This window comes from Haematobacter missouriensis, from assembly GCF_000740775.1.
Lineage (GTDB): Bacteria > Pseudomonadota > Alphaproteobacteria > Rhodobacterales > Rhodobacteraceae > Haematobacter > Haematobacter missouriensis.
On sequence record NZ_JFGS01000004.1, the window covers coordinates 1 to 19,510 of the forward strand.

A 19,510-nucleotide genomic window follows, 5' to 3' on the forward strand; every position below is an offset into this window, starting at 1 on the left:
GCCTGGCCGGATAACCTCGGAATCTGCACGCGATCACGTCGATCATCCTGCGGAAGCCATATGCGAGAACCGCTGACCACAGGCGCGGTTCTGTGAAAGCAGCATGGCAACGGGCGACTTTCATGGTCGCGCACCGGCTTATGGAACTGACCGCGACGGAGGCGACATATCAGCCGGCGCTTGGCGACGGTACCGTTCAGCGCAAGCTCGACAGGCCGCGCCTGGGGCAGGTTGGATGGAGGCTGTCGCTATCGATCCAGGGGGGTGCGGAAATCTTGCTGCCCGGCCCCTCCTCCCTCTCTCCCCGTACATACTGATTTACAGCCTGCCGATGTTCGGACTGTTCCTCAATGCGGGTGGCGTGATTCACGGATATCTCGCGACCAATATCCTGCCAGTGCGGAAGTTCCGCTCCCGGCGTCCGCCCTGTTGTTCGAGGGCGGCTAACAGTATTCCGGCGTCCGCTCCGGTGCCGCCTTGCCTGCGCGAACTGCCTTCCGCGGGTACCTATGTCGTCTCGGAGACTCCCGCAGAGTTGCCTTTGCCAGCGGCGGCCCTGTTGCTCGCCACACCGCTGGCTTTGCTCGCGGCCCGAAGCGGGCGGCGCTAACGGCGCCCTTCGCGAAGCCATGCCCCGACCGCAAGCAGCCCGGCGGCGAGCAGGAAAGCCCAAGGCGGCAGCAGGGCCGCAACCTGCACATCGGTGGTCACATAGGCCTGACGCGGCGTGATGGCGAGCCAGCCACGACCTGCGGCCAGACGCCCTTCCGAAACCTCGCGGATCGTGGGGATACCATCCTCGACCGGGAATATGCCGCCACGGGTCGCAGCGACCAGCGGCGCTAGTCTGTCGCCCGTGGCAATGGTTTGCTCAAACTCCTTGGGGGCGGAGGGGCCGAGCGCGACGACCGTCTCCAACTCCCCGTCGGTAAGCCGGTATAGCCCTATTGACGGTGCAATATAGGTGGCGGTGAACCTCCCCGGCTCCGTCTCCTCCAGCGGCACGACGGTGGTTGCGCCATCCGCGGCGGTGATCGTCACCTGACGCGGATCATCCTTGAGGGACCGCCGGGTGATGGTGATGGACTGACCATCAGCGGTGGCGATCAGTGCCTCCTCTTCCAGCTCCGGTTCCTTCATCGTCCAGTGGGCGAGGCGGCGGAGCAGTTCGAGCTGCGGCCCGCCGCCTTCGTAACCACGTCCCCAGAGCCACGCCTGATCAGAAGCCAGCAGCGCGACCCGTCCCTTCCCGACCCGGTCGAGAATGAGAAGCGGCTTATCCTCCGCGCCCGACATCACCACCTCTCCGCTACGAGGCAGAAGCTCCATCAGGCGGAACCAGCGGCCCCATCCCGGCTCCCCATCCTCTCCGGGAGGCGAGAACTTCTCCAATCCCTCCGTCACCGGATGCCGGTGGCCGACATCGGTGATCTCCGGACGGAACGGCTGCTGGATCACCCGCCCCGATGGCGTGGCAGGCAGCGCCGCTGCCAGAGGCGAGCGGTAAAGGCTGTCGGCAGAGGCGCTCTCCGGTCCGCCCGCGACCAGCACCGCGCCACCCTGCTCCACGTAATTTCGCACATTCTCCAGATAGGCGGCGGGCAGGATGCCGCGCAGCCGGTAGCGATCAAAGATGATGAGGTCGAACTCCTCGATCTTGTCGATGAAAAGCTCCCGCGTGGGAAAGGCGATGAGCGATAGTTCAGAAACCGGAACGCCGTCCTGCTTCTCTGGCGGGCGCAGGATGGTGAAGTGCACCAGATCGACCGACGCATCGGATTTCAGCAGGTTGCGCCACGTCCGCTCCCCCGCATGAGGCTCGCCGGAGACGAGCAGTACGCGGAGCCGGTCGCGGACCCCGTTGATCTGAACGACAGCGGAGTTGTTCCTGTCGGTCAGCTCACCCGGTGCGGCAGCAACGTCGAATTGCAAAACGTTCATACCGCCATGGGGCAGTCGCACGGGCAATTCCAGATCCTCGCCCACGGGAACCGTCACCACCGTCGGCTCGCCACCGTCGATGGCCAGCGTAAGCTGTGCCTGATCGCGGAGTTCCGGCGGAACCTCTCCCTGATCCTCAATGCGGAGTGTCAGGCGCACCTCTTCGCCCAAAATGGCGAAAGGTGGCGCATTCTTGATGATGAGCCTTCGGTCCCAGTCGTGGCTCTGGCCCGTCAGCAGCACGTGCAAGGGCGCGGGCAGATCGGGCGCGAGCTCCATGTCATGCACCTGACCATCCGTAACAAGGATCGCTCCTGCCACCCTGTCCCGCGGCTCGTTGGCGAGCGCATCGGAAAGCGCGGTCATCACGCGGGACCCGGTGTTGCCTTCTCCGTCGGGGACGTGAACGGTGCGAAGCTCCACATTCCGCAGACCTCCGAGCCGGTCGCTCAGGGCGCGGACGGCCTCCTCCACTTGGGCGGGCCGATCTGCAATACGGTTGCTGGAACTGTCGTCCACCACAAGCAGAACGATGTCGCTCAGCGGGTCGCGCGTCTCCCGCTGCAACGAAGGATTGGCAAGCGCGAGCATCAGCGCAACCCCCGCCAACGCCCTGAGCCACCAGCCAGGAGAGCCGCGCCAGAAGGACAGCCCCACCAACAGAACAAGCGCCACACCTAAGGCCCAGATCAGCGGCCAAGGTAGCAGCGGTGAAAGGAGTATGCTGTCTGTCATGAGATTGCTTCGCCGCTCGCCGCGGGCCCTTTACGGCAGGTCATTGACCCAGCCTGTCAAGCAACGCGGGCACGTGGACCTGATCGGATTTGTAGTTGCCGGTCAGCACATGCATGATGAGGTTGATGCCGAAACGCGCAGCGATCTCCCGTTGCCGCTCGCCCGAGGTGCCGCGTCCGATCGCCATGAGCGGCATGCCGTTGTCGCTCACCGCCCAGGCGGAGGCCCAGTCGTTGCCGCCGATGACTACTGGTGTCACCCCGTCGTTCAGGTTTCGGAACGGCATCCCCTCCACCTGTTCGGCATCCGGGGGCGCTGCTTCCCCCCAGATGTCGTGGCTGTTGAAACGACCGGGGAAGTCCTGAAGCAGGTAGAACGTCCGGGTCAGAACGTGGTCTGCCGGCAGCTTCTCCAGCGGTGGAATGTCGAGCGGCGCCGCGATGAGCGCGAGCCTCCGCCCCTCCGGCGTCTGCCCGCCCCCTGCGCTTGCCATATCGGCGTCGCGCGTGTCGAACAGGATCAGCCCGCCGGAGCGCAGATAGCGGTTCAGGTTGGCATATGCGTGATCCGAGGGGAGGCGTTCATCAGCGGTGATCGGCCAGTAGAGGAAAGGGAAGAACGCAAGTTCGTCCCGCTCAAGATCAACTCCGATCGGCTGTCCGGGCTCTACCGACGTGCGCTCGGACAGACGCTGCGACAGGCCCTGAAGCCCCGCCCGCGAAACGCGATCCACGGCGGCATCCCCCGTCTGGACATAGGCCAGAACCACTTCCGCCGTCGCCGCCATGGCAAAATCGTCGCCCGAGGCCGACTGTTCCTGCGCTCGCGCATCCGGCGCTGTCAGGAAGGCCGCGACGATCAGCACAGCCGCTGTGCCGAACCGCCGTCGCACCCCCCCGCCAAGGCGCCCGGCAAGCCAGAGCGACAACAGCAGATCGAGGAGCAGAAGCAGCAGCCCGATTGTCAGCACGCCCCCCTTCAGGTCGCGCTCCGTCTCGGCCACGAGCCCTTCGACACGCACGCCGGGCGGCCAGGTGGCCAGGGTCAATACCGCCTCCGGCCCGATCACATTCCGGGCGATGCGCCTGTCGTCGCCTGCGTAAAGCCCCGGAGGCGTAGCGGGCCCCGGTGGGGAACTCGCCAGCACCTCGCCCGCGATTCCGGGCAGGGCGCCCGCGCGATTGACCCGTCCGAAGGCGTCGATCACTTCCTCTGGCACCCATGTCGTTCCCGCCAGATCGTCAGCAGCGCCCCCCATGCCCATTCCCGCGCTGACCGACAGCCGTTCAAGCATCTGGACAAAAAGACCTGAGAGCGGAAGGCTCGACCATTCCGCATTCGCGGTGACGTGGAACAGAACGACCTGCCCCTGACCCACCGCCTTTCGTGTTACCAGCGGTGTGCCGTCCGAGAGCGAGGCGATCGTCCGCTCTGAAAGCTGCGGGTCCGGCTGGGCCATCACCTGCGCTGTAATGCTCACATCGGAGGGGATTGGCAGGCCGTAGAACGGGGAACCGGGCGCGAAGGCGCGAAGGGTCTTGGGCTCGCCCCAGCTCATCGCACCGCCTATGGAGCGGCCTCCCTCCCGCAGACGCACAGGCAGCAGCGGGTCCTCCGCAGTCCGGCTCACGTCGCTTGCTGCCAGTGCGGGTCCGGCGAAGCGGAGCAGCAGGCCCCCCTCCTCCATCCAGGCGACGAGACGGGCGCTCTCCTCCTCCGACACGCGGGCGATATCGGGCATGACTATGACGTCGGGAGAGGCGAGCAGCATGTCCTCCAACGGTCCCTCCATCAGATCGGCGGTGGGTTGCAGCGCTTCCCGGAGGAAATGGCTGGGTGAGAGGAGGGCCAGCCCCTCCCGGTCGCTCCGCGCCGCGACAATGGCGACCTTGCGGCGCTTCAGGGCATCGTCGGTAAGGCTCACCGCTGCGGCGGACCGCTGACCGGGCATCTCGAACCGGGTGATGCGGTTTCGCAGTTCGGGCGGCAGCGACAGCTCCGTTCCGGCCTCCGTCGCGGAGGCGGCGAAACCGGCGCTTCCTCGAACCAGTTCCCGTTCGATCCCCGCGGGATCGCGTCCGAAGGCCGCGATATCCACGGTTGTCGCCGGACCCCCGGGGGGACGAATCGCCTGAAGCGCGATCATTCCGTTACTATAGACAGGTGGTTTCAGGCCATAGATCAGGTGCGGCGTCTCATAGACAGTGACCGTTCCGCGGGATTGCAGGGCGGAAAGCAGCGGCTCGCGGCTTTCACGCGCCATACCGTCGGAGAGCCAGTAGCTCTCCATTCCCTCCCGGGGAAGCCGGTCGATGAAGGCGCGCACGGCCTCTGCATCCGGCTCCCATGGACGGGGTTGAACTGCAGGCAGGCGTGCGCGCCATGCCTCAGCCGCAAGGAAGTCGGGCGCGGCCCCCGCCTTCGGCAGATCCGCGAGCGCTACGACGGCAACCGGGCGACCAGCCCGAGCCGCCTCCGACAGCAGGCCGTCCATGCGCTCCACCCGACGCTGCCAGTCCCCCGCATCCGCCCAGGTGCCATCGGCGAGGATCAGCAACGGCCCGCTTTCAGGTCGCTGCGGCGTTGGGTTCAGCACAGGCCCCGCAAAGCCCAGGATGAGCAGCGCCACCGCCGCTGCGCGGAGCAGCAGCAGCCACCACGGTGTCTTGTCGGCAACCGTCTCCTCGTCCTTCAGGCCAAGAAGGAGCGCCACCCCCGGAAACCGGCGGCGGATGGGCGCGGGCGGCACGGCGCGGAGCAGGAGCCACAGAACAGGAAGCACGACCAGCGCCGCGAGAAGCAATGGCGCGGTGAACCCTACGGGGCCGATCATCCACATCAATGCCCCCTTTCCGTCGCGCCATAAAGCCACAGAAGCGCGCTCAGCGCGGTGTTCCCGGTGTGATGGGTGGAGAACTGCCAGCCCGCTGCCGTAGCGAGCGCGGAGAGCTTATCTTTCCGCTCCGCCAGACGGTCCAGATAGCGGCGGCGCAGATCCCCCGCCTTGCGGGTTTCAAAGCTCACCGCGCCAGTAACGCTCTCAAAGATCGTGCGCCCGTCGAAGGGGAAATCCTCCTCTACCGGGTCCAGCACCTGCAAAAGCGCGCCTCGCACGCCGCGGCCGGTCGCTTCGCCAATGGCGCGCTCCACACCTTCCAGGTCGCCTAGAAAGTCCGACAGGAACACCGCGCGGGAATGTGCGGCCAAGGCGCGTCCGTCGGGGTCGGCATGGTCGCCGCCGTCCTGCGTCCGGGTCAGCGCATCGGCCAGACGCAGAAGTTGCGCCTGGCCGGCGCGGGGCGGCGCATCGGTGCCCAGCAGGCCCACACGTTCATTGCCCCGGATCATCAGGACGGACAGGGCGAGCGCCAGAAGCTCTGCCCGGGCGCGTTTATCGGGCCGGTTCGGCGTCCCGCTGAATGCCATGGAACGGCCCGGGTCGATCCAGACCATGACGCTCTGCGCCGCCTGCCACTCCCGTTCTCGTACGAAATGGGTGTCCGAACGCGCGGAGCGCCGCCAGTCGATCGACCGCGCCTCATCGCCGCTCTGGAACGCGCGGTACTGCCAGAATTCCTCGCCCATGCCGGAACGCCGCCGCCCATGCGGACCAAGCAGAACCGTCGCCGCCAGCTGCTCTGCCGCGGCAAGCAGCGGCGGCAGCCCGCCGGCCAGATTTTCGGCGCTTTCGCGTAGATGGGCGGCCTCGCTCACGCCGCGGCCTCGATGCCCGCAACGCGCCCGACGGCAGTAGCGATGACATCGGAAAGCTGCACCCCCCGCGCCCGCGCCCCGAAGTTCAGCGCCATCCTATGGATGAGCACCGGCCGTGCCAGTGCCTGGACGTCCTCCACCGAAGGCGCCAGCCGCCCCTCCAGCAGCGCTCGCGCCCGGACGGTCAGCATCAGCGCCTGCGCCGCACGGGGACCTGGCCCCCAGCTTACATTTTCCCGCACCACGGCCAGCGCCTCGGGCTCGCCAGGGCGGCAGGACCGGACGAGATCGAGGATCAGTTCCACAACGGAATCCCCGACCGGCATCCGGCGGACGAGGCGCTGCGCGGCCATCAGTTCCTCCGCCCCAAAGACCTGATGCACCGCGCCATCCTCCACCCCGGTGGTGGCGATCAGGATGTCCTTCTCCGTCTTGCGGTCGGGGTATTCGACATCGACCTGCACGAGGAACCGGTCAAGCTGCGCCTCCGGCAGCGGATAAGTGCCCTCCTGCTCGATGGGGTTCTGGGTGGCGAGCACGTGGAACGGCGGGCCGAGCCGCCGGTGCTGTCCGGCGATCGTCACTTCCTGTTCCTGCATGGCCTGCAGCAGCGCGGACTGCGTGCGGGGGGATGCGCGGTTGATCTCGTCCGCCATCAGCAACTGGCAGAAGATCGGACCCTCGATGAAGCGGAACGCGCGCGAGCCATCACCGCCCGTTTCGAGCACTTCGGAGCCGAGAATATCGGCCGGCATGAGATCGGGGGTGAACTGGATGCGGCTGCCCTTCAGCCCCATCACCGTGGAGAGCGTATCCACGAGCCGCGTCTTCCCCAACCCCGGAAGCCCCACAAGCAGCGCATGTCCGCCGCAAAGCAGCGCGGCGAGCGTCAGCTCCACCACCCTTTCCTGCCCGATGAACCGCCGGTCGATGGAGGACCGTGCCTCCGCCAGCCTTCCAGCCAGCGCTTCTATGCCCGCCACAAGATCGGTTTCCTCGGTCATGGCGCTCCCCCTTTTGCCGGGTGATTGTAGGTTATACCAACATTAGAGCCAGATAACGTCACTGGCACAAATGGCAAAACCGTTACCGGAGGAACAGATGGCAGAACTTTCGGCGGATGGCCTCGCAAAGAGCGTTTCGGCGGCGCAGGGCGGCAAGAAGGGCCTGCCACCCGTCCATCTGTGGAACCCCCCGTTCTGCGGCGATCTGGACATGCGGATCGCACGGGACGGGACGTGGTTCTACCGCGGCACCCCTATCGGAAGACCTGAACTGGTGCGGCTCTTTTCCTCCATCCTCAAACTGGAGGATGGCAAATATTTCCTCGTCACGCCGGGGGAGAAGGTGGGCATCACCGTCGATGACGCCCCCTTCGTTGCTGTGGATTTCGAGCGCGATGGGGCAGGCAAGGACCAGAACCTCACCTTCACCACGCAGGTCGGGGACATCGCCGCCGCGGGAGAGGAGCATCCGATCCGCGTCGTGCGCGATCCGGCCAGCGGCGAGCCGTCCCCCTATGTCCATATCCGCCGCGGGCTGGAGGCTCTCATCGATCGTAAAAGCTTCTATCGCCTGGTGGAAATCGCCACCGTGGAAGAGTGGGAGGGTGAGGATTGGCTGGGCCTGTGGTCAGGCCACAGGTTCTTTCCGATCATTCCCGCGCGCGAGCTTTCCAGTGGCTGAGCCCTCGCCTCTGGCCCGGCCCGCGAGAAGCAAAGACCCCGCCGCGGGCAAAGGAGCAGCCGGGCTTACCCCTCCTTCTTCCCGCTCGAGGATAAATACTATGCGACCACAGCTGTGCTGCCGGTGGGCTGCGGGCGAGGAAACCGGCTATGGCCTCTGCGTTCTGGGAAGTCCGGCACACGCGATGAACGCCTTGGGAGATAGATGAACGCGCCCAGAGAATAGGGGACAACTGCTCCGCTTCATCGAATTCCGGCTAGAGCATCCGGCACTCATCGGCTTTCCGTAGCCTGACAGGCTGGTAAAAAAGGCTTTTCTAGCCAATTTTGGGGCGGAAATCGCTGGCAAATGTGAGGAAATCCAGCCGAAGTCTATATACCGCCGGGCGTTTCCGTACCGACTTTCCGATTTCCGGCACATAGTCATGGCATTTCGGGACTTTTCAGCAGCCTGCCAGGTCAATGATAGAGTTCCTCCACCGGAAACGCAGGCCAGGTATTCTGGTGTCGCGGGCGCAGCCCGTTCCGTTCAAGGATAAAGTAAACCACCAGACCAGACGAAGTTCTCCGGGAAGCTTGGTCCGTCTTTCTCAACCCTCATCTTTAGGGCTTCCCGGCCCGGCCGCCGTCCGGCATCTCTTCTCTCTTGAGGTCATGACCGGAGGTGAATTTGTAGCCAAGGGGGAACGCATATCGGGGCAGCCGCACGCGTCGCCACCCAAGATCCGCGATAGCGCTCCAGATCGACATTCCTATCCGATTGGCGTTCTTTCAATGGTCGAATGTTAACATGAGCTTCCGCATTGTCCCGGCGCTAGCGGTAACGCCGGATTGCCTTTTCGGCGGGAGTCGCTAAACCGGCCCAGTGTCCATGAAGGAGTCCGAGATGACCGCGACCCGCACCGAAACCGACAGCTTCGGCCCGCTGGAGGTTCCTGCCGACAAGTATTGGGGAGCGCAAACGCAGCGTTCGATCCAGAACTTTCCCATCGGCTGGGAAAAACAGCCCGTGCCGATCATCCGCGCGCTCGGCGTCATCAAGCAGGCGGCGGCGGAGGTCAACATGGCCACCGGCAACCTGTCGCCCGAGATCGGCAATGCGATGGTGGAAGCGGCGAAGGAAGTCGTGGCCGGCAAGTTCGACGACAACTTCCCGCTGGTCGTGTGGCAGACTGGCTCCGGCACCCAGTCGAACATGAACGCGAACGAGGTCATTTCCAACCGGGCCATCGAGATCCTGGGCGGCAAGATGGGGTCGAAGAAGCCCGTTCACCCGAACGACCATGTGAACATGGGCCAGTCTTCCAACGACACATTCCCGACAGCCATGCATGTCGCCATCGGCACGCAGGCGCGTGATGTGCTGCTTCCGGGCCTGAGGAAACTCCACGCCGCGCTGGAAGCCAAGGCGGAGGAGTTCAAGGACATCATCAAGATCGGCCGGACCCACACGCAGGATGCGACGCCACTGACGCTGGGCCAGGAATTTTCCGGCTATGCGCATCAGGTGGCCAAGGGGATCCAGCGGGTCGAAGCCTGCCTGCCAGACATCTATGAACTGGCGCAGGGGGGTACCGCCGTCGGCACCGGGCTCAACACGAAGAAGGGTTGGGACACCGCCATCGCCGGCAAGATCGCGGAGATCACCGCCCTTCCCTTCGTCACCGCCCCCAACAAGTTCGAGGCGCTGGCCGCACATGACGCGATGGTCATGTTCTCCGGCGCGCTGAAGACGGTGGCAGCCTCGCTCTTCAAGATCGCCAACGACATCCGCCTGCTCGGCTCCGGCCCGCGGTCGGGGTTGGGCGAACTGATCCTGCCGGAAAACGAACCCGGTTCCTCCATCATGCCGGGCAAGGTGAACCCGACGCAGGCAGAGGCGCTGACCATGGTCTGCGCGCATGTCATGGGCAATGATGCGGCGGTCGGTTTCGCCGGCTCGCAAGGACATTTCGAACTCAACGTCTACAACCCGATGATGAGCTACAACGTCCTGCAATCCATGCAGCTTCTGGGCGACGCGGCGGGATCCTTCACCGACAACATGGTCGTGGGAATCGAAGCCAACAAGCCGCGGATCGACAAGCTGATGAAGGAGTCGCTCATGCTGGTCACAGCGCTTGCGCCCACCATCGGCTATGACAACGCGACGAAAGTGGCCAAGACGGCGCACAAGAACGGCACCACGCTCAAGGAAGAGGCCATCGCCCTCGGCTTCGTGGATGAGAAGACCTTCGACGAGGTGGTGCGGCCCGAAAAGATGGTCGGCCCGGAAGACTGATGGCGAAGGTCGTCAATCTCCGCGGGGCACGGAAGGCGCGCGAGCGGGCCGCCCGCCGCGCGGAGGGAGACGCCAACGCCGCGAAATTCGGCCGGACCAAGGCCGAACGACAGGTGGAGGAGGCGCGCGCCGGAAAGGAGCGCGCCTTTCTCGATGGTCACCGTCTGCAACCGGAAATCCGCCGAGCAGAAGCCGGGGATGCGGATGCTCTGCTGCGAGTGATCCACCGGGCGTTGCGGGAGACAAATGCCGGGGATTACCCGCCCGCCGTCATCGAAAGGCTCGTCACAGCCTTCACCGGCCAGCGAATTGCGGCATTGATCGCCGGACCGTGTTGCCATGTGGCCCTGTCCGCGGGCCATCCGGTTGGACTCGCCGCGCTGGAGGGGGATCGGATTCGGAGCGTCTTTGTCGATCCTGCCCATCAGGGCCGTGGGAGCGGTGGCGCGTTGATGCGAACCCTGCTCTCCGCCGCTGAAGCGAAGGAGGTGCCGGTGCTGCGGCTCGATGCTTCTCTTTCGGCGGTGGACTTCTATGCCGTGCTCGGCTTTGTCGCGACGGGTGAACGGAACTTCGACGGAGAACGTACGGTGACAATGGAGTGGCGGCGGTGAATGGACGCCCCGTCAAGCACTCGCTTACTCTCAACGGCCACAGAACGAGCGTCTCGCTGGAGGATGCCTTCTGGCGCGCGTTTCGCCGTTACGCGGATGAAGATGGCCGCGCGATCAATGCGGTGGCGGCGGAAATAGACGCGGCCCGCGCGCCCGATGTCGGCCTCGCCTCCGCCATCCGGGTCTGGGTGCTGGAGCGGGCACTCACCCGTTAGCCGATTCGACCGAGCGCGGGAAATGTCTCCAGAAGCCACCAGGAAAAGGCGGAGAAGGCCCCGGATACCAGCGCCAGCCCGACGAGAATCAACAACAGGCCCATCGCCCGCTCGATCACCTTCATATGTTTCTTGAGCCGGTTCATGAGACCGATGGAGCGCTGGATGAATACGGCTGCGAGCAGGAACGGAATGCCCAGCCCCGCCGCATAGACCCCAAGCAGCACCGTCCCCCGGGTGACCGAGCTCTCCGAGGCGGCAAGTGACAGGATCGCCCCCAGTTGCGGGCCGATACAGGGCGTCCAGCCAAAGGCGAAGGCCAGCCCCAGCACATAGGCGCCGAGAGCCGATCCCCCCCTGTCGCCGGCGTCCAACCGCGCTTCGCGATCCAGGATCGGGATGCGAAACACGCCCAGAAAATGTAGCCCAAAAAGGATGACGATCGCCCCGGAGATCCGGGTGAACATCTCCTGATTGCGCAGGAAGAACGTGCCGAGCGCCGAGGCCGTGAAGCCCAGCAGAAGGAACACCGTGGACAAGCCCATGACGAAGAACAGCGCGGGCAGGATCGCGGCGCGACTGCGGCCGCCCTCGGTCATTTCGTGCATCCTGACCCCGCCCATATAGGCAAGATAGGGCGGCACGATGGGGAGAACGCAGGGCGAGAGGAAGGACAGCACACCCGCCACCAGCGCGACGAGCATCGCGGGCAAAAGGGCTGCGTCGAAGAGATCGATTCCGAACATGCCTTTTCCTATCCGCTTCCGACGCCACCGTCACCTGCGTCCAACGTCACCTTGCCGTGGCCTGCCCCATTCTTGCGGTGACCGGTCCGTGCTTGCGGTGTCCAGCCAGTCGAAGATAGGCAGGACACTGCCGAGAAAGGATTGAATATGTGGGATGAAGACCTCGATGCGCGAGACCTGCGTTGCCCCCTGCCAGTGCTGCGTGCGCAGAAGCGGCTGGCACATCTGACCCCTGGCAAGGTGCTTCGCCTGCGCGCGACAGATCCGATGTCTCGAATAGACATCCCACACTTCTGCACCGAGACCGGACACAGGTTGCTAGAAAGTCATGAAAGCGGGGAGGAGATAACGTTCCTCATACGGGCCCGCGAGTGACCAGAACTGAAAAAGGGCGCCGCAGGGGCGCCCTTTCTCGATAATTCCAGCGGCGATCAGGTGTTGACCGTCCACCAGCCCCGCCGTTTAGACGCGGGCTTTTCACCACCTTCTGCTTCCGCAAGCGCCGGTTCCGCCGTCACCTTCTCCTCTTCTGCGGGAGCGGGAGCGGTGGCTTCCGACACCGGAGCTGCGGGAGCAGGCTCCGCCGGCTCCAGATCCGCGGGAAGCGTCGCCTCGGACACCGGTGTCGCTTCTGGGGCGATTTCGGTAGTCACTGCCTCAGCGGGTGTTTCCACCTTCTTGCGGCGGGCCCGCGGTTTCTTCTTCGGCGGCTCAGCCTCCGCCGGAGCTTCCACGGATTCGGCAGGCGTCTCGGCAACCGGTTCCACCTTCTTCCGGCGAGTACGCGGCTTCTTCTTCGGCGGTTCGGCTTCGGCCTTCGGCTCCTCGGCGGGCGCAACCTCGGCAGTCACCTTCTCCGTCATGGCTTCGGCAGTAACAGCCGCAACCTCAACCACCGGCGCTTCGGCTTCGACCGGAACGACAACAGGTTCAGGCTCAACCACGCCAGGAGCTTCTTCCGCAGCCGGTTCTGCGGCCACGACTTCAGCCTCGGTTTCCGAGACCTCGTCCTCGCCCTCATCGGCATCGGCATCAGTGTCATGAGCCGTGGTGTTGCCCTCACCGTTCTGGCCATTCCGCCGCCGCCGGCGACGGCGCTTCTTCTTGCGCGCCGGCCCTTCGCCCTCTTCGCGGGGTTCCTCCGCAACCGGAGCGACCGGAGCGGCGGCGATGACCGCGGGAGCTTCCTCCACCTCGGCCACCTCTTGCTCGTACTCGGGCATCGCTTCCGTCGTATCGAGGGAGATCACCGCACTCGGTGATTCTGGGAGCGCGCGGGTCGCGGTCTTCAGCTTCTCGATGGAGAAATCGGGGCTGATCATGAACGGATCAGCCTCGATGCGCACGGACATGCCGTAGCGCGCTTCGATCTGCGCGATATGCTCCCGCTTCTGGTTGACGAGGAAGTTGACCACGCCCACAGGCGCCTTCAGCACCACCTCACGGCAGCGTTTGCGCGTCCCCTCTTCCTCGATCTGCCGCAGGATGGCGAGCGCGAGACTGTCGTCCGAGCGGACGAGTCCGGTGCCGTGGCAGTGCTGGCAGGGGGCCGTCGTCGCCTCGATCATGCCGGGGCGAAGCCGCTGGCGCGACATTTCCATCAGACCGAAGCCGGAGATGCGGCCGACCTGGATACGGGCACGGTCGGTCTTCAGCTTTTCCTTCAGCCGCTTCTCGACGGAGGCGTTGTTGCGACGCTCCTCCATGTCGATGAAGTCGATGACGATCAGCCCGGCAAGGTCGCGCAGACGAAGTTGGCGGGAGATCTCATCCGCCGCCTCAAGGTTGGTCTTGAGCGCGGTATCCTCGATCGAGCCTTCCTTGGTCGCCCGGCCGGAGTTCACGTCGATGGCGACGAGCGCTTCCGTGACGCCGATGACGATGTAACCGCCCGACTTGAGCTGCACCACCGGGTTGAACATTCCCGACAGATAGCTTTCCACCTGGTACCGTGCGAAGAGCGGCATGGTGTCATGGTAGTGGATGACCTTTCCCGCATCAGGCGGCATGATCATCTTCATGAAGTCGAGCGCGGTGCGATAGCCTGCATCCCCCTCGACCAGCACTTCCTCGATACCGGATTCATAAAGATCGCGGATCGCGCGCTTGATGAGGTTGCCCTCCTCATAGATCGGCGCGGGGGCGATGGACTTGAGCGTCAGATCGCGGATCTGCTCCCAGAGCCGCATCAGATATTCATAATCGCGCTTGATCTCGGACTTGGTGCGCTGTGCGCCCGCAGTACGAATGATGAGACCCGCGCCTTCCGGCACTTCCAGTTCGGAGGCGATCTCTTTCAGCTTCTTGCGGTCGGCGGCATTGGTGATCTTGCGGCTGATACCGCCGCCCCGCGCCGTGTTCGGCATGAGAACGCAGTAGCGGCCCGGCAGGGAAAGATAGGTGGTGAGCGCCGCACCCTTGTTGCCCCGCTCTTCCTTCACGACCTGGACCAGCATGATCTGCCGGACCTTGATCACTTCCTGAATTTTATAGCGGCGGGCCCGCTGCTTCGGGGGCGGCGGAAGTTCCTCGGAGACATCCTCTTCGGCGATGGATTCGATGTCGGCATCCGTCTCGGAGGCGGTATCCACGGCGGCATAGGCGCCCTCATCCTCGGAACGGTCGGGCGCGACGTAAAGGTCGGCCTCCATCGGCTCACCGAGATCGACGACATCCATACCTGTCGGTTCGGCATCCGACTCCGACTGGGCAACGGCGTCCCCGTCCCCTTCCGCGCGGGCCGCCTTGGAACGACGACGCCCGCGGCGGGCCTCATCGGCTTCCTGCTGCTCGGCCAGAGCACGCTCCTCGGCAATCAGCGCCTGACGGTCGGCCACCGGGATCTGGTAGTAATCCGGGTGGATTTCGGCGAAGGCCAGAAAGCCGTGCCGGTTGCCGCCGTAATCCACGAAGGCCGCCTGAAGCGAAGGCTCCACGCGCGTCACCTTGGCGAGATAGATGTTCCCCGCGAGCTGGCGCTTGTTTACGGTCTCAAAGTCAAACTCTTCGACCTTGTTCCCATCCACGACCACGACGCGGGTTTCTTCCGCGTGCGTGGCATCGATTAGCATCTTCTTTGTCATGATCTCTCGTTGCACCGAGGCAACCCGAAAGCCCGATCGGCATGCGAACGGGCGGGCGGACAGGTTCCGGGTGGTGACTGGCTGGGGCGAGGCGTGTCAGGGCAAGGGCCGCGGCAGACGGGGTCTGCACGCTCGGCTGTCCTTTCCTCATGACTCGGTCCATCGCATTTCAAATCCTGGACGCGGTTTGCCGCGCCCCCAATGTGTGCCCCGTGCTGAATGCGTGAGGCACTGCTCAGGCCTTTCGGCCAAATCCTCCGACGAACGGATACTCGGGACGCCCTGCCTTCGCATCGCTCGCGGCGAAATCCTTGCCCGGAGAGCGGAAACCGCGCACTCCAGATGACTACAACACTAACGGGGTATCCCGGCGATTGCCAACGCCAAAATTCATCCGCCCGAAGGTTATGCGCTACATAGTCATCGCGCGGCCCCGATGCCAGCATCCCGAAAGGGGTCGCCGGGCACGGATCCAGACGTGGATTGGGAAGGCTTATCCGATGCCGGGCGGCACCCGACCCGCCGTCGATCACTCCCCCAGACGAATGCTGGCGCGGGGTGAGCGCATGGCAGGCCGAATCATCGCGTCAGAGGTAATCGGTGCGCGACAGGGCGTATTTCGCCATCTTCTCATTCAGCGTACGGCGCGGGAGGCACAATTCGTCCATCACGGCCGCAATGGAACCCTTGTGTCGCCGCATGGTGTTGTCGATTAGCATCCGCTCGAACGCTTCGACATATTCCTTCAGCGGCTTGCCCTCGGTCGTCATCGCGGGAGAGGAGTTATCGTCGCTGTCTGCCATCAGCAGTGAGGCGATGGAGCCGGAGCCGCGCCGGTTCTGCAACACCGCACGCTCTGCGATATTGATAAGCTGCCGGACGTTTCCGGGCCAGGGCGCCTGCAGAAGCTGCGCCGCCTCCTGCGCCGTGACCTGCGGCGCATCGCAACCGTATTCCTCGGAAAACTGCTCGCCATAGCGCGTGAAGAGCGTCAGTATATCCTCCCCCCGCTGGCGGAGCGGCGGCAGAGTGATCTTCAGCGCTGCAAGCCGGTAGTAGAGATCGGAGCGCAGAACATCTTCCACCGTCCTGCCGGCCTCATGCTGATTGACAATGGCGATGATACGGGTCGCGGCGGGTGTGCCCTGATCGTTGATGAACTCCAGCAGGCGGGCTTGTGCTGCCGGGCTGAGCGCTTCCACATCCTCCAGAACCAGTGTGCCGCCACGAGCCTCCTCCACCGCAGGAAGGCTGGAGGCACCCTCCTCCATCGGTCCGAACAGGCGTTGGGAAAGCTGGTCCTCGCCCAGTGCGGCGCAGGACAGCGAGACAAACTTCTTTCCCGCGCGAGGCCCGACCGCATGGAGCGCGTGGGCCACCAGTGTCTTTCCGGTGCCGGTCTCTCCGTCGATCAGGACGTGGCCATCCGCCTGCCCAAGATCGAGAATATCCTCCCGCAGCCGGTCCATCACCGGGGAACCGCCGATGAGCTTCTTCATCATCGTCGTGCCGTCGGACAGCTCCCGCCGCAGGGTACGGTTGTCGAGCGCGAGGCGGCGTGTCTGCGTGGCCTTCTTTGCCAGTTCGGTCATGCGGTCGGGGTTGAACGGCTTCTCAAGGAAGTCGTAGGCGCCGACATGCATCGCCTCCACCGCCATCGGCACGTCGCCATGACCAGTGATCATGATGACGGGAAGGCCGGAATCCATGCTCATCAGACGCTTCAGAAACGCCATGCCATCCATGCCGGGCATGCGGATGTCGGACACCACCACGCCGGGCCAATCCGGCCCTATGACCTTGAGGGCCTCCTCTGCGGAGGCGTAAGTTTCCGTATCGAAGCCCGAAAGTGCCAGCCATTGGCTGATCGACTGACGCATGTCCTGTTCGTCATCGACGATGGCGATCTTCATCGTGCGGGCCATGGGTCTCCTATTCCGCTGCTGCAGCTTGCTGATCGAGGAGCGGGATCTGCACCTCGAATACGGCGCCGCCGCCGGACGCATTATGCGCCGTCAGACGACCGCCGAGATCCGTTACGATACCCGAGGAGATGGCGAGGCCGAGCCCTGTCCCGTCTCCCGGTTTCTTCGTCGTATAGAAAGGTTCAAAAAGATTGTCCAAGTTCTCGATCCCATGGCCGTTGTCACGCACGGTCAAGGTCGCCGTCTCACCGGCGGAAAGGAGGATATCTATCTGCGGCTGGCTGGAGTCCTTTGTCGCGTCCAGCGCGTTCCGAAGCAGGTTGATGATGACCTGTTCCAGTCTGATCCGGTCAGCCATCACAATGACAGGCTGCCGCGGCAGGCCGCGCGTGATCTTGACGGCACGGGTCTTGAGCTGCGGCTCCATCATGGAAAGCGCCGTGGAAACGGACGAACGAAAGTCAATGGGTTCAAAGGCTTCTCCGCCTTTTCTCGCAAAGCTCTTGAGCTGCCGGGTGATCGCGCCCATCCGTTCGATGAGGTCGTCGATCCGCTGGAAGGAAGACAGAGCCTCATCCGGCCGCTTGCGTTGCAGCAGGAGCTTCGCGCCCGCGAGATAGGTTTTCATGGCGGCGAGAGGCTGGTTCAGCTCATGGCTGACAGCGGCGGACATTTCCCCAAGGGCCGCCAGTTTCGAGGATTGCGCCAGCGTCTGTTCCGCCACCGCGAGATCCTTTTGCACCTTCTCCCGCTCCGCGATCTCCCTTTGGAGGCGGGCGTTCAGAATACGCAGCTCTGCCGATTCCTTCTTCAGACTGGCCGATTGTGACCATGCCCTGCGTGAAAACATATAGAAGATCAGGGCCAGCAGAATGGCAAAACCCATGATCTCCAGCGCGAGGATGGTGTTCACCCCCTCCCGCACACTGTCGTAACGGGTGTAGGAGACGAGCTTCCAGCCCCGGAACGGAATGCGCGTCTCATTGCGCATCACTGCCTCGCCCAGGAGATAGGCATCCGGGGGCGCCTGCGCCCAGTCGGTCGTCGCCTGCAGCGCGCGCTGTATGGCGGAGGGCGCGGAGCGGACGGCCAGCGCCTCCTCCATCGTCAGTCCCCGCCAGCGTGGCTCGGTGGAGAGGATGATCTTGCCCTCGCTGTCGATCACCGAAACAGCGTCGGAGAAGCCGCCCCAGGACCGCTCATACTTGCTCAGGTCGACACTCACGGAGACGACCCCGATGGGACGGCTGTCGGACAGAACGGCACGCGAGAAATTGAACTGATAGCCCTGCGTCTCCGTTTGGGCGACGGTGAACACGGTTTCCTTGGCTTTCTGCGCCTCAGCAAAGGCGGGATCGTCGAAATGATTGGTGCCGAGCAGGTTCCGGTTCGTCGCCGCCACCACACGCCCGTCATTGTCCATCAGCGTCAGCGCGGCAGAGCCGATTTCCGTCTGGAAAGACATCAGCCGCTGCGTCGTCACCGAGAAGTCACCCGACTGCAGCGCGCCGATCAACGCCGGATCGCGTGCCAGCAGGAGTGGCACCACGGAATTGCGCTGCAACTCGCTGGCCACGTTGCCCGCATAGAGAACGAGCCGTAGCTCCGCCCGGTTGCGGGTGGTATCTGTCAGACGATCGGTCAGCAGGTGATTGGTGAGCCAGACGACGGCGACCGCGCCGGCGATAAACAGCGCGATGACGGTCCGCAACACCCAAGGCATGCGACCCGCACGTTCTGCAAGGCTTATTTCATCTATTGCCGTCATTGCGGCACTCTAGCCACAGGCGCGGGCAGGCTCAACTCACGCCTGCGGCAGATAGGCGCTCCGCCGCCAATGGATGTCAGGCTGCCGCCATCAGGCCGGCGAGAGACCGGAACAGCGCCTGCCCGTCGGTTCCGCCCTGGATCGCTTCGACGGCGCGCTCGGGATGCGGCATCATGCCAAGGACGCGCCGGTTCGCCGAAAGAACACCCGCAATGTCACCGGTCGAGCCGTTGGGGTTGTCGGCGTAGCGGAAGGCGATGCGGTCCTCTGCCTCCAGCCGGTCCAGAAGCGTCGCATCGGCGATATAGTTTCCGTCGTGATGAGCGATCGGAATGGACACCCGAGCGCCCTTTTCCCAGCCGGAGGTGAAGGCGCTGTCGGTCGTGGCGACGGTCAGATCAACGGGTTTGCACAGGAATTTCAGCCCCGCATTGCGCATCAGCGCACCCGGCAGCAGGCCCGTTTCCGTGAGCACCTGGAAGCCGTTGCAGATCCCCAGAACGTAGCCGCCCCGCTCCGCGAAGTCCCGGACAGCCGAAACGATGGGCGAGCGTGCGGCAATGGCCCCGCAGCGCAGGTAATCGCCGAAGGAAAAGCCGCCGGGCACTCCCACCACGTCAATCCCGGGCGGAAGTGCGGTCTCCTTGTGCCAGACCATCGCGGGTTCGATCCCGTCCACCTTTCGAAACGCTTCGGCAAGATCGCGATCACAGTTCGATCCGGGAAAAACGATGACGGCGGCCTTCATGGCGGGCTCCTCGAAGGATGTCGATGCGGGATGGCCGATGCTGTAGCGCCAAACG

The 19,510-nt window shown here is 64.4% G+C and carries 15 protein-coding genes; 6 read left to right on the top strand and 9 right to left on the bottom strand.

The features are described from left to right. Positions 1–122 precede the first annotated feature (122 nt). Positions 123–317: a hypothetical protein gene (locus CG51_RS05685; RefSeq protein WP_035743016.1), complete on the top strand. Its 195-nt coding sequence runs from the start codon at positions 123–125 to the stop codon at positions 315–317. Positions 318–606: 289 nt separating this feature from the next. Here the strand turns inward: CG51_RS05685 and CG51_RS05690 are convergent, their stop codons facing one another. Genes CG51_RS05690 through CG51_RS05705 form a run of 4 tightly spaced genes read right to left on the bottom strand, consistent with a single transcriptional unit; the run spans position 607 to position 7,394 of the window. Further along, positions 607–2,676: a membrane protein gene (locus CG51_RS05690; RefSeq protein ID WP_035743018.1), complete on the bottom strand. Its 2,070-nt coding sequence runs from the start codon at positions 2,674–2,676 to the stop codon at positions 607–609. A gap of 40 nt (positions 2,677–2,716) precedes the next feature. Further along, a complete protein-coding gene (locus CG51_RS05695; protein WP_035743020.1) occupies positions 2,717–5,515 on the bottom strand; it encodes a DUF4159 domain-containing protein in 2,799 nt (932 codons plus the stop codon). After that, a complete protein-coding gene (locus tag CG51_RS05700; protein WP_035743021.1) occupies positions 5,515–6,390 on the bottom strand; it encodes a DUF58 domain-containing protein in 876 nt (291 codons plus the stop codon). The genes CG51_RS05695 and CG51_RS05700 overlap by 1 nt, the downstream gene beginning before the upstream one ends. Beyond that, a complete protein-coding gene (locus CG51_RS05705) occupies positions 6,387–7,394 on the bottom strand; it encodes an AAA family ATPase (RefSeq protein ID WP_035743022.1) in 1,008 nt (335 codons plus the stop codon). The genes CG51_RS05700 and CG51_RS05705 overlap by 4 nt, the downstream gene beginning before the upstream one ends. Before the next feature lie 97 nt (positions 7,395–7,491). Between CG51_RS05705 and CG51_RS05710 the strand changes: the two genes are divergently transcribed. The 4 genes from CG51_RS05710 (at position 7,492) to CG51_RS05725 (ending at position 11,185) form a co-directional block, all read left to right on the top strand. Continuing rightward, positions 7,492–8,076, top strand: coding sequence for a DUF1285 domain-containing protein (locus tag CG51_RS05710; protein WP_035743024.1), 585 nt, complete (start codon positions 7,492–7,494; stop codon positions 8,074–8,076). An 885-nt stretch (positions 8,077–8,961) separates the two neighbouring features. Beyond that, complete coding sequence (gene fumC / locus CG51_RS05715; protein WP_035743027.1) at positions 8,962–10,356, top strand: class II fumarate hydratase; 1,395 nt, start codon at positions 8,962–8,964, stop codon at positions 10,354–10,356. Beyond that, a complete protein-coding gene (locus CG51_RS20690) occupies positions 10,356–10,970 on the top strand; it encodes a GNAT family N-acetyltransferase (protein WP_084695063.1) in 615 nt (204 codons plus the stop codon). The genes fumC and CG51_RS20690 overlap by 1 nt, the downstream gene beginning before the upstream one ends. After that, positions 10,967–11,185, top strand: a complete 219-nt coding sequence (locus tag CG51_RS05725; protein WP_035743268.1) for a ribbon-helix-helix domain-containing protein — start codon at positions 10,967–10,969, stop codon at positions 11,183–11,185. Before CG51_RS20690 ends, CG51_RS05725 begins: the two co-directional genes overlap by 4 nt. On the opposite strand, the gene CG51_RS05730 is transcribed toward CG51_RS05725, so the two are convergent. Beyond that, positions 11,182–11,931 carry a cytochrome c biogenesis CcdA family protein gene (locus CG51_RS05730; protein ID WP_035743029.1) on the bottom strand — a complete coding sequence of 250 codons (750 nt, stop codon included), beginning with the start codon at positions 11,929–11,931 and terminating at the stop codon, positions 11,182–11,184. The genes CG51_RS05725 and CG51_RS05730 overlap by 4 nt on opposite strands. A 147-nt stretch (positions 11,932–12,078) precedes the next feature. On the opposite strand from CG51_RS05730, the gene CG51_RS05735 reads away from it, so the two are divergent. Then, complete coding sequence (locus tag CG51_RS05735) at positions 12,079–12,306, top strand: sulfurtransferase TusA family protein (protein ID WP_035743031.1); 228 nt, start codon at positions 12,079–12,081, stop codon at positions 12,304–12,306. 56 nt (positions 12,307–12,362) lie between these two features. Here CG51_RS05735 and CG51_RS05740 read toward each other — a convergent pair whose 3' ends face one another. From CG51_RS05740 to purQ, 4 genes are all read right to left on the bottom strand, one after another. Further along, entirely contained in the window at positions 12,363–15,014 is a 2,652-nt protein-coding gene (locus CG51_RS05740) for an Rne/Rng family ribonuclease (protein ID WP_035743033.1), read from the bottom strand. 587 nt (positions 15,015–15,601) lie between these two features. After that, the gene (locus CG51_RS05745) at positions 15,602–16,939 is read right to left on the bottom strand and encodes a sigma-54-dependent transcriptional regulator (protein ID WP_035743035.1); all 1,338 of its coding nucleotides are present in this window, start codon (positions 16,937–16,939) and stop codon (positions 15,602–15,604) included. A 7-nt stretch (positions 16,940–16,946) separates the two neighbouring features. Continuing rightward, the gene (locus CG51_RS05750; protein ID WP_084695064.1) at positions 16,947–18,707 is read right to left on the bottom strand and encodes a sensor histidine kinase; all 1,761 of its coding nucleotides are present in this window, start codon (positions 18,705–18,707) and stop codon (positions 16,947–16,949) included. A 76-nt stretch (positions 18,708–18,783) separates the two neighbouring features. Then, positions 18,784–19,455, bottom strand: a complete 672-nt coding sequence (purQ, locus tag CG51_RS05755) for a phosphoribosylformylglycinamidine synthase subunit PurQ (protein ID WP_035743037.1) — start codon at positions 19,453–19,455, stop codon at positions 18,784–18,786. Positions 19,456–19,510: the final 55 nt, after the last annotated feature.

Bases quoted from the DNA above. Each gene is read 5' to 3' on its own strand.
- CG51_RS05685 (WP_035743016.1), top strand. From the start codon at position 123: ATGGTCGCGCACCGGCTTATGGAACTGACCGCGACGGAGGCGACATAT.
- CG51_RS05750 (WP_084695064.1), bottom strand. From the start codon at position 18,707: ATGACGGCAATAGATGAAATAAGCCTTGCAGAACGTGCGGGTCGCATG.
- CG51_RS05695 (WP_035743020.1), bottom strand. From the start codon at position 5,515: ATGTGGATGATCGGCCCCGTAGGGTTCACCGCGCCATTGCTTCTCGCG.
- CG51_RS05730 (WP_035743029.1), bottom strand. From the start codon at position 11,931: ATGTTCGGAATCGATCTCTTCGACGCAGCCCTTTTGCCCGCGATGCTC.
- CG51_RS05710 (WP_035743024.1), top strand. From the start codon at position 7,492: ATGGCAGAACTTTCGGCGGATGGCCTCGCAAAGAGCGTTTCGGCGGCG.
- CG51_RS05735 (WP_035743031.1), top strand. From the start codon at position 12,079: ATGTGGGATGAAGACCTCGATGCGCGAGACCTGCGTTGCCCCCTGCCA.
- CG51_RS05705 (WP_035743022.1), bottom strand. From the start codon at position 7,394: ATGACCGAGGAAACCGATCTTGTGGCGGGCATAGAAGCGCTGGCTGGA.
- fumC (WP_035743027.1), top strand. From the start codon at position 8,962: ATGACCGCGACCCGCACCGAAACCGACAGCTTCGGCCCGCTGGAGGTT.
- purQ (WP_035743037.1), bottom strand. From the start codon at position 19,455: ATGAAGGCCGCCGTCATCGTTTTTCCCGGATCGAACTGTGATCGCGAT.
- CG51_RS05745 (WP_035743035.1), bottom strand. From the start codon at position 16,939: ATGGCCCGCACGATGAAGATCGCCATCGTCGATGACGAACAGGACATG.
- CG51_RS05690 (WP_035743018.1), bottom strand. From the start codon at position 2,676: ATGACAGACAGCATACTCCTTTCACCGCTGCTACCTTGGCCGCTGATC.
- CG51_RS20690 (WP_084695063.1), top strand. From the start codon at position 10,356: ATGGCGAAGGTCGTCAATCTCCGCGGGGCACGGAAGGCGCGCGAGCGG.
- CG51_RS05740 (WP_035743033.1), bottom strand. From the start codon at position 15,014: ATGACAAAGAAGATGCTAATCGATGCCACGCACGCGGAAGAAACCCGC.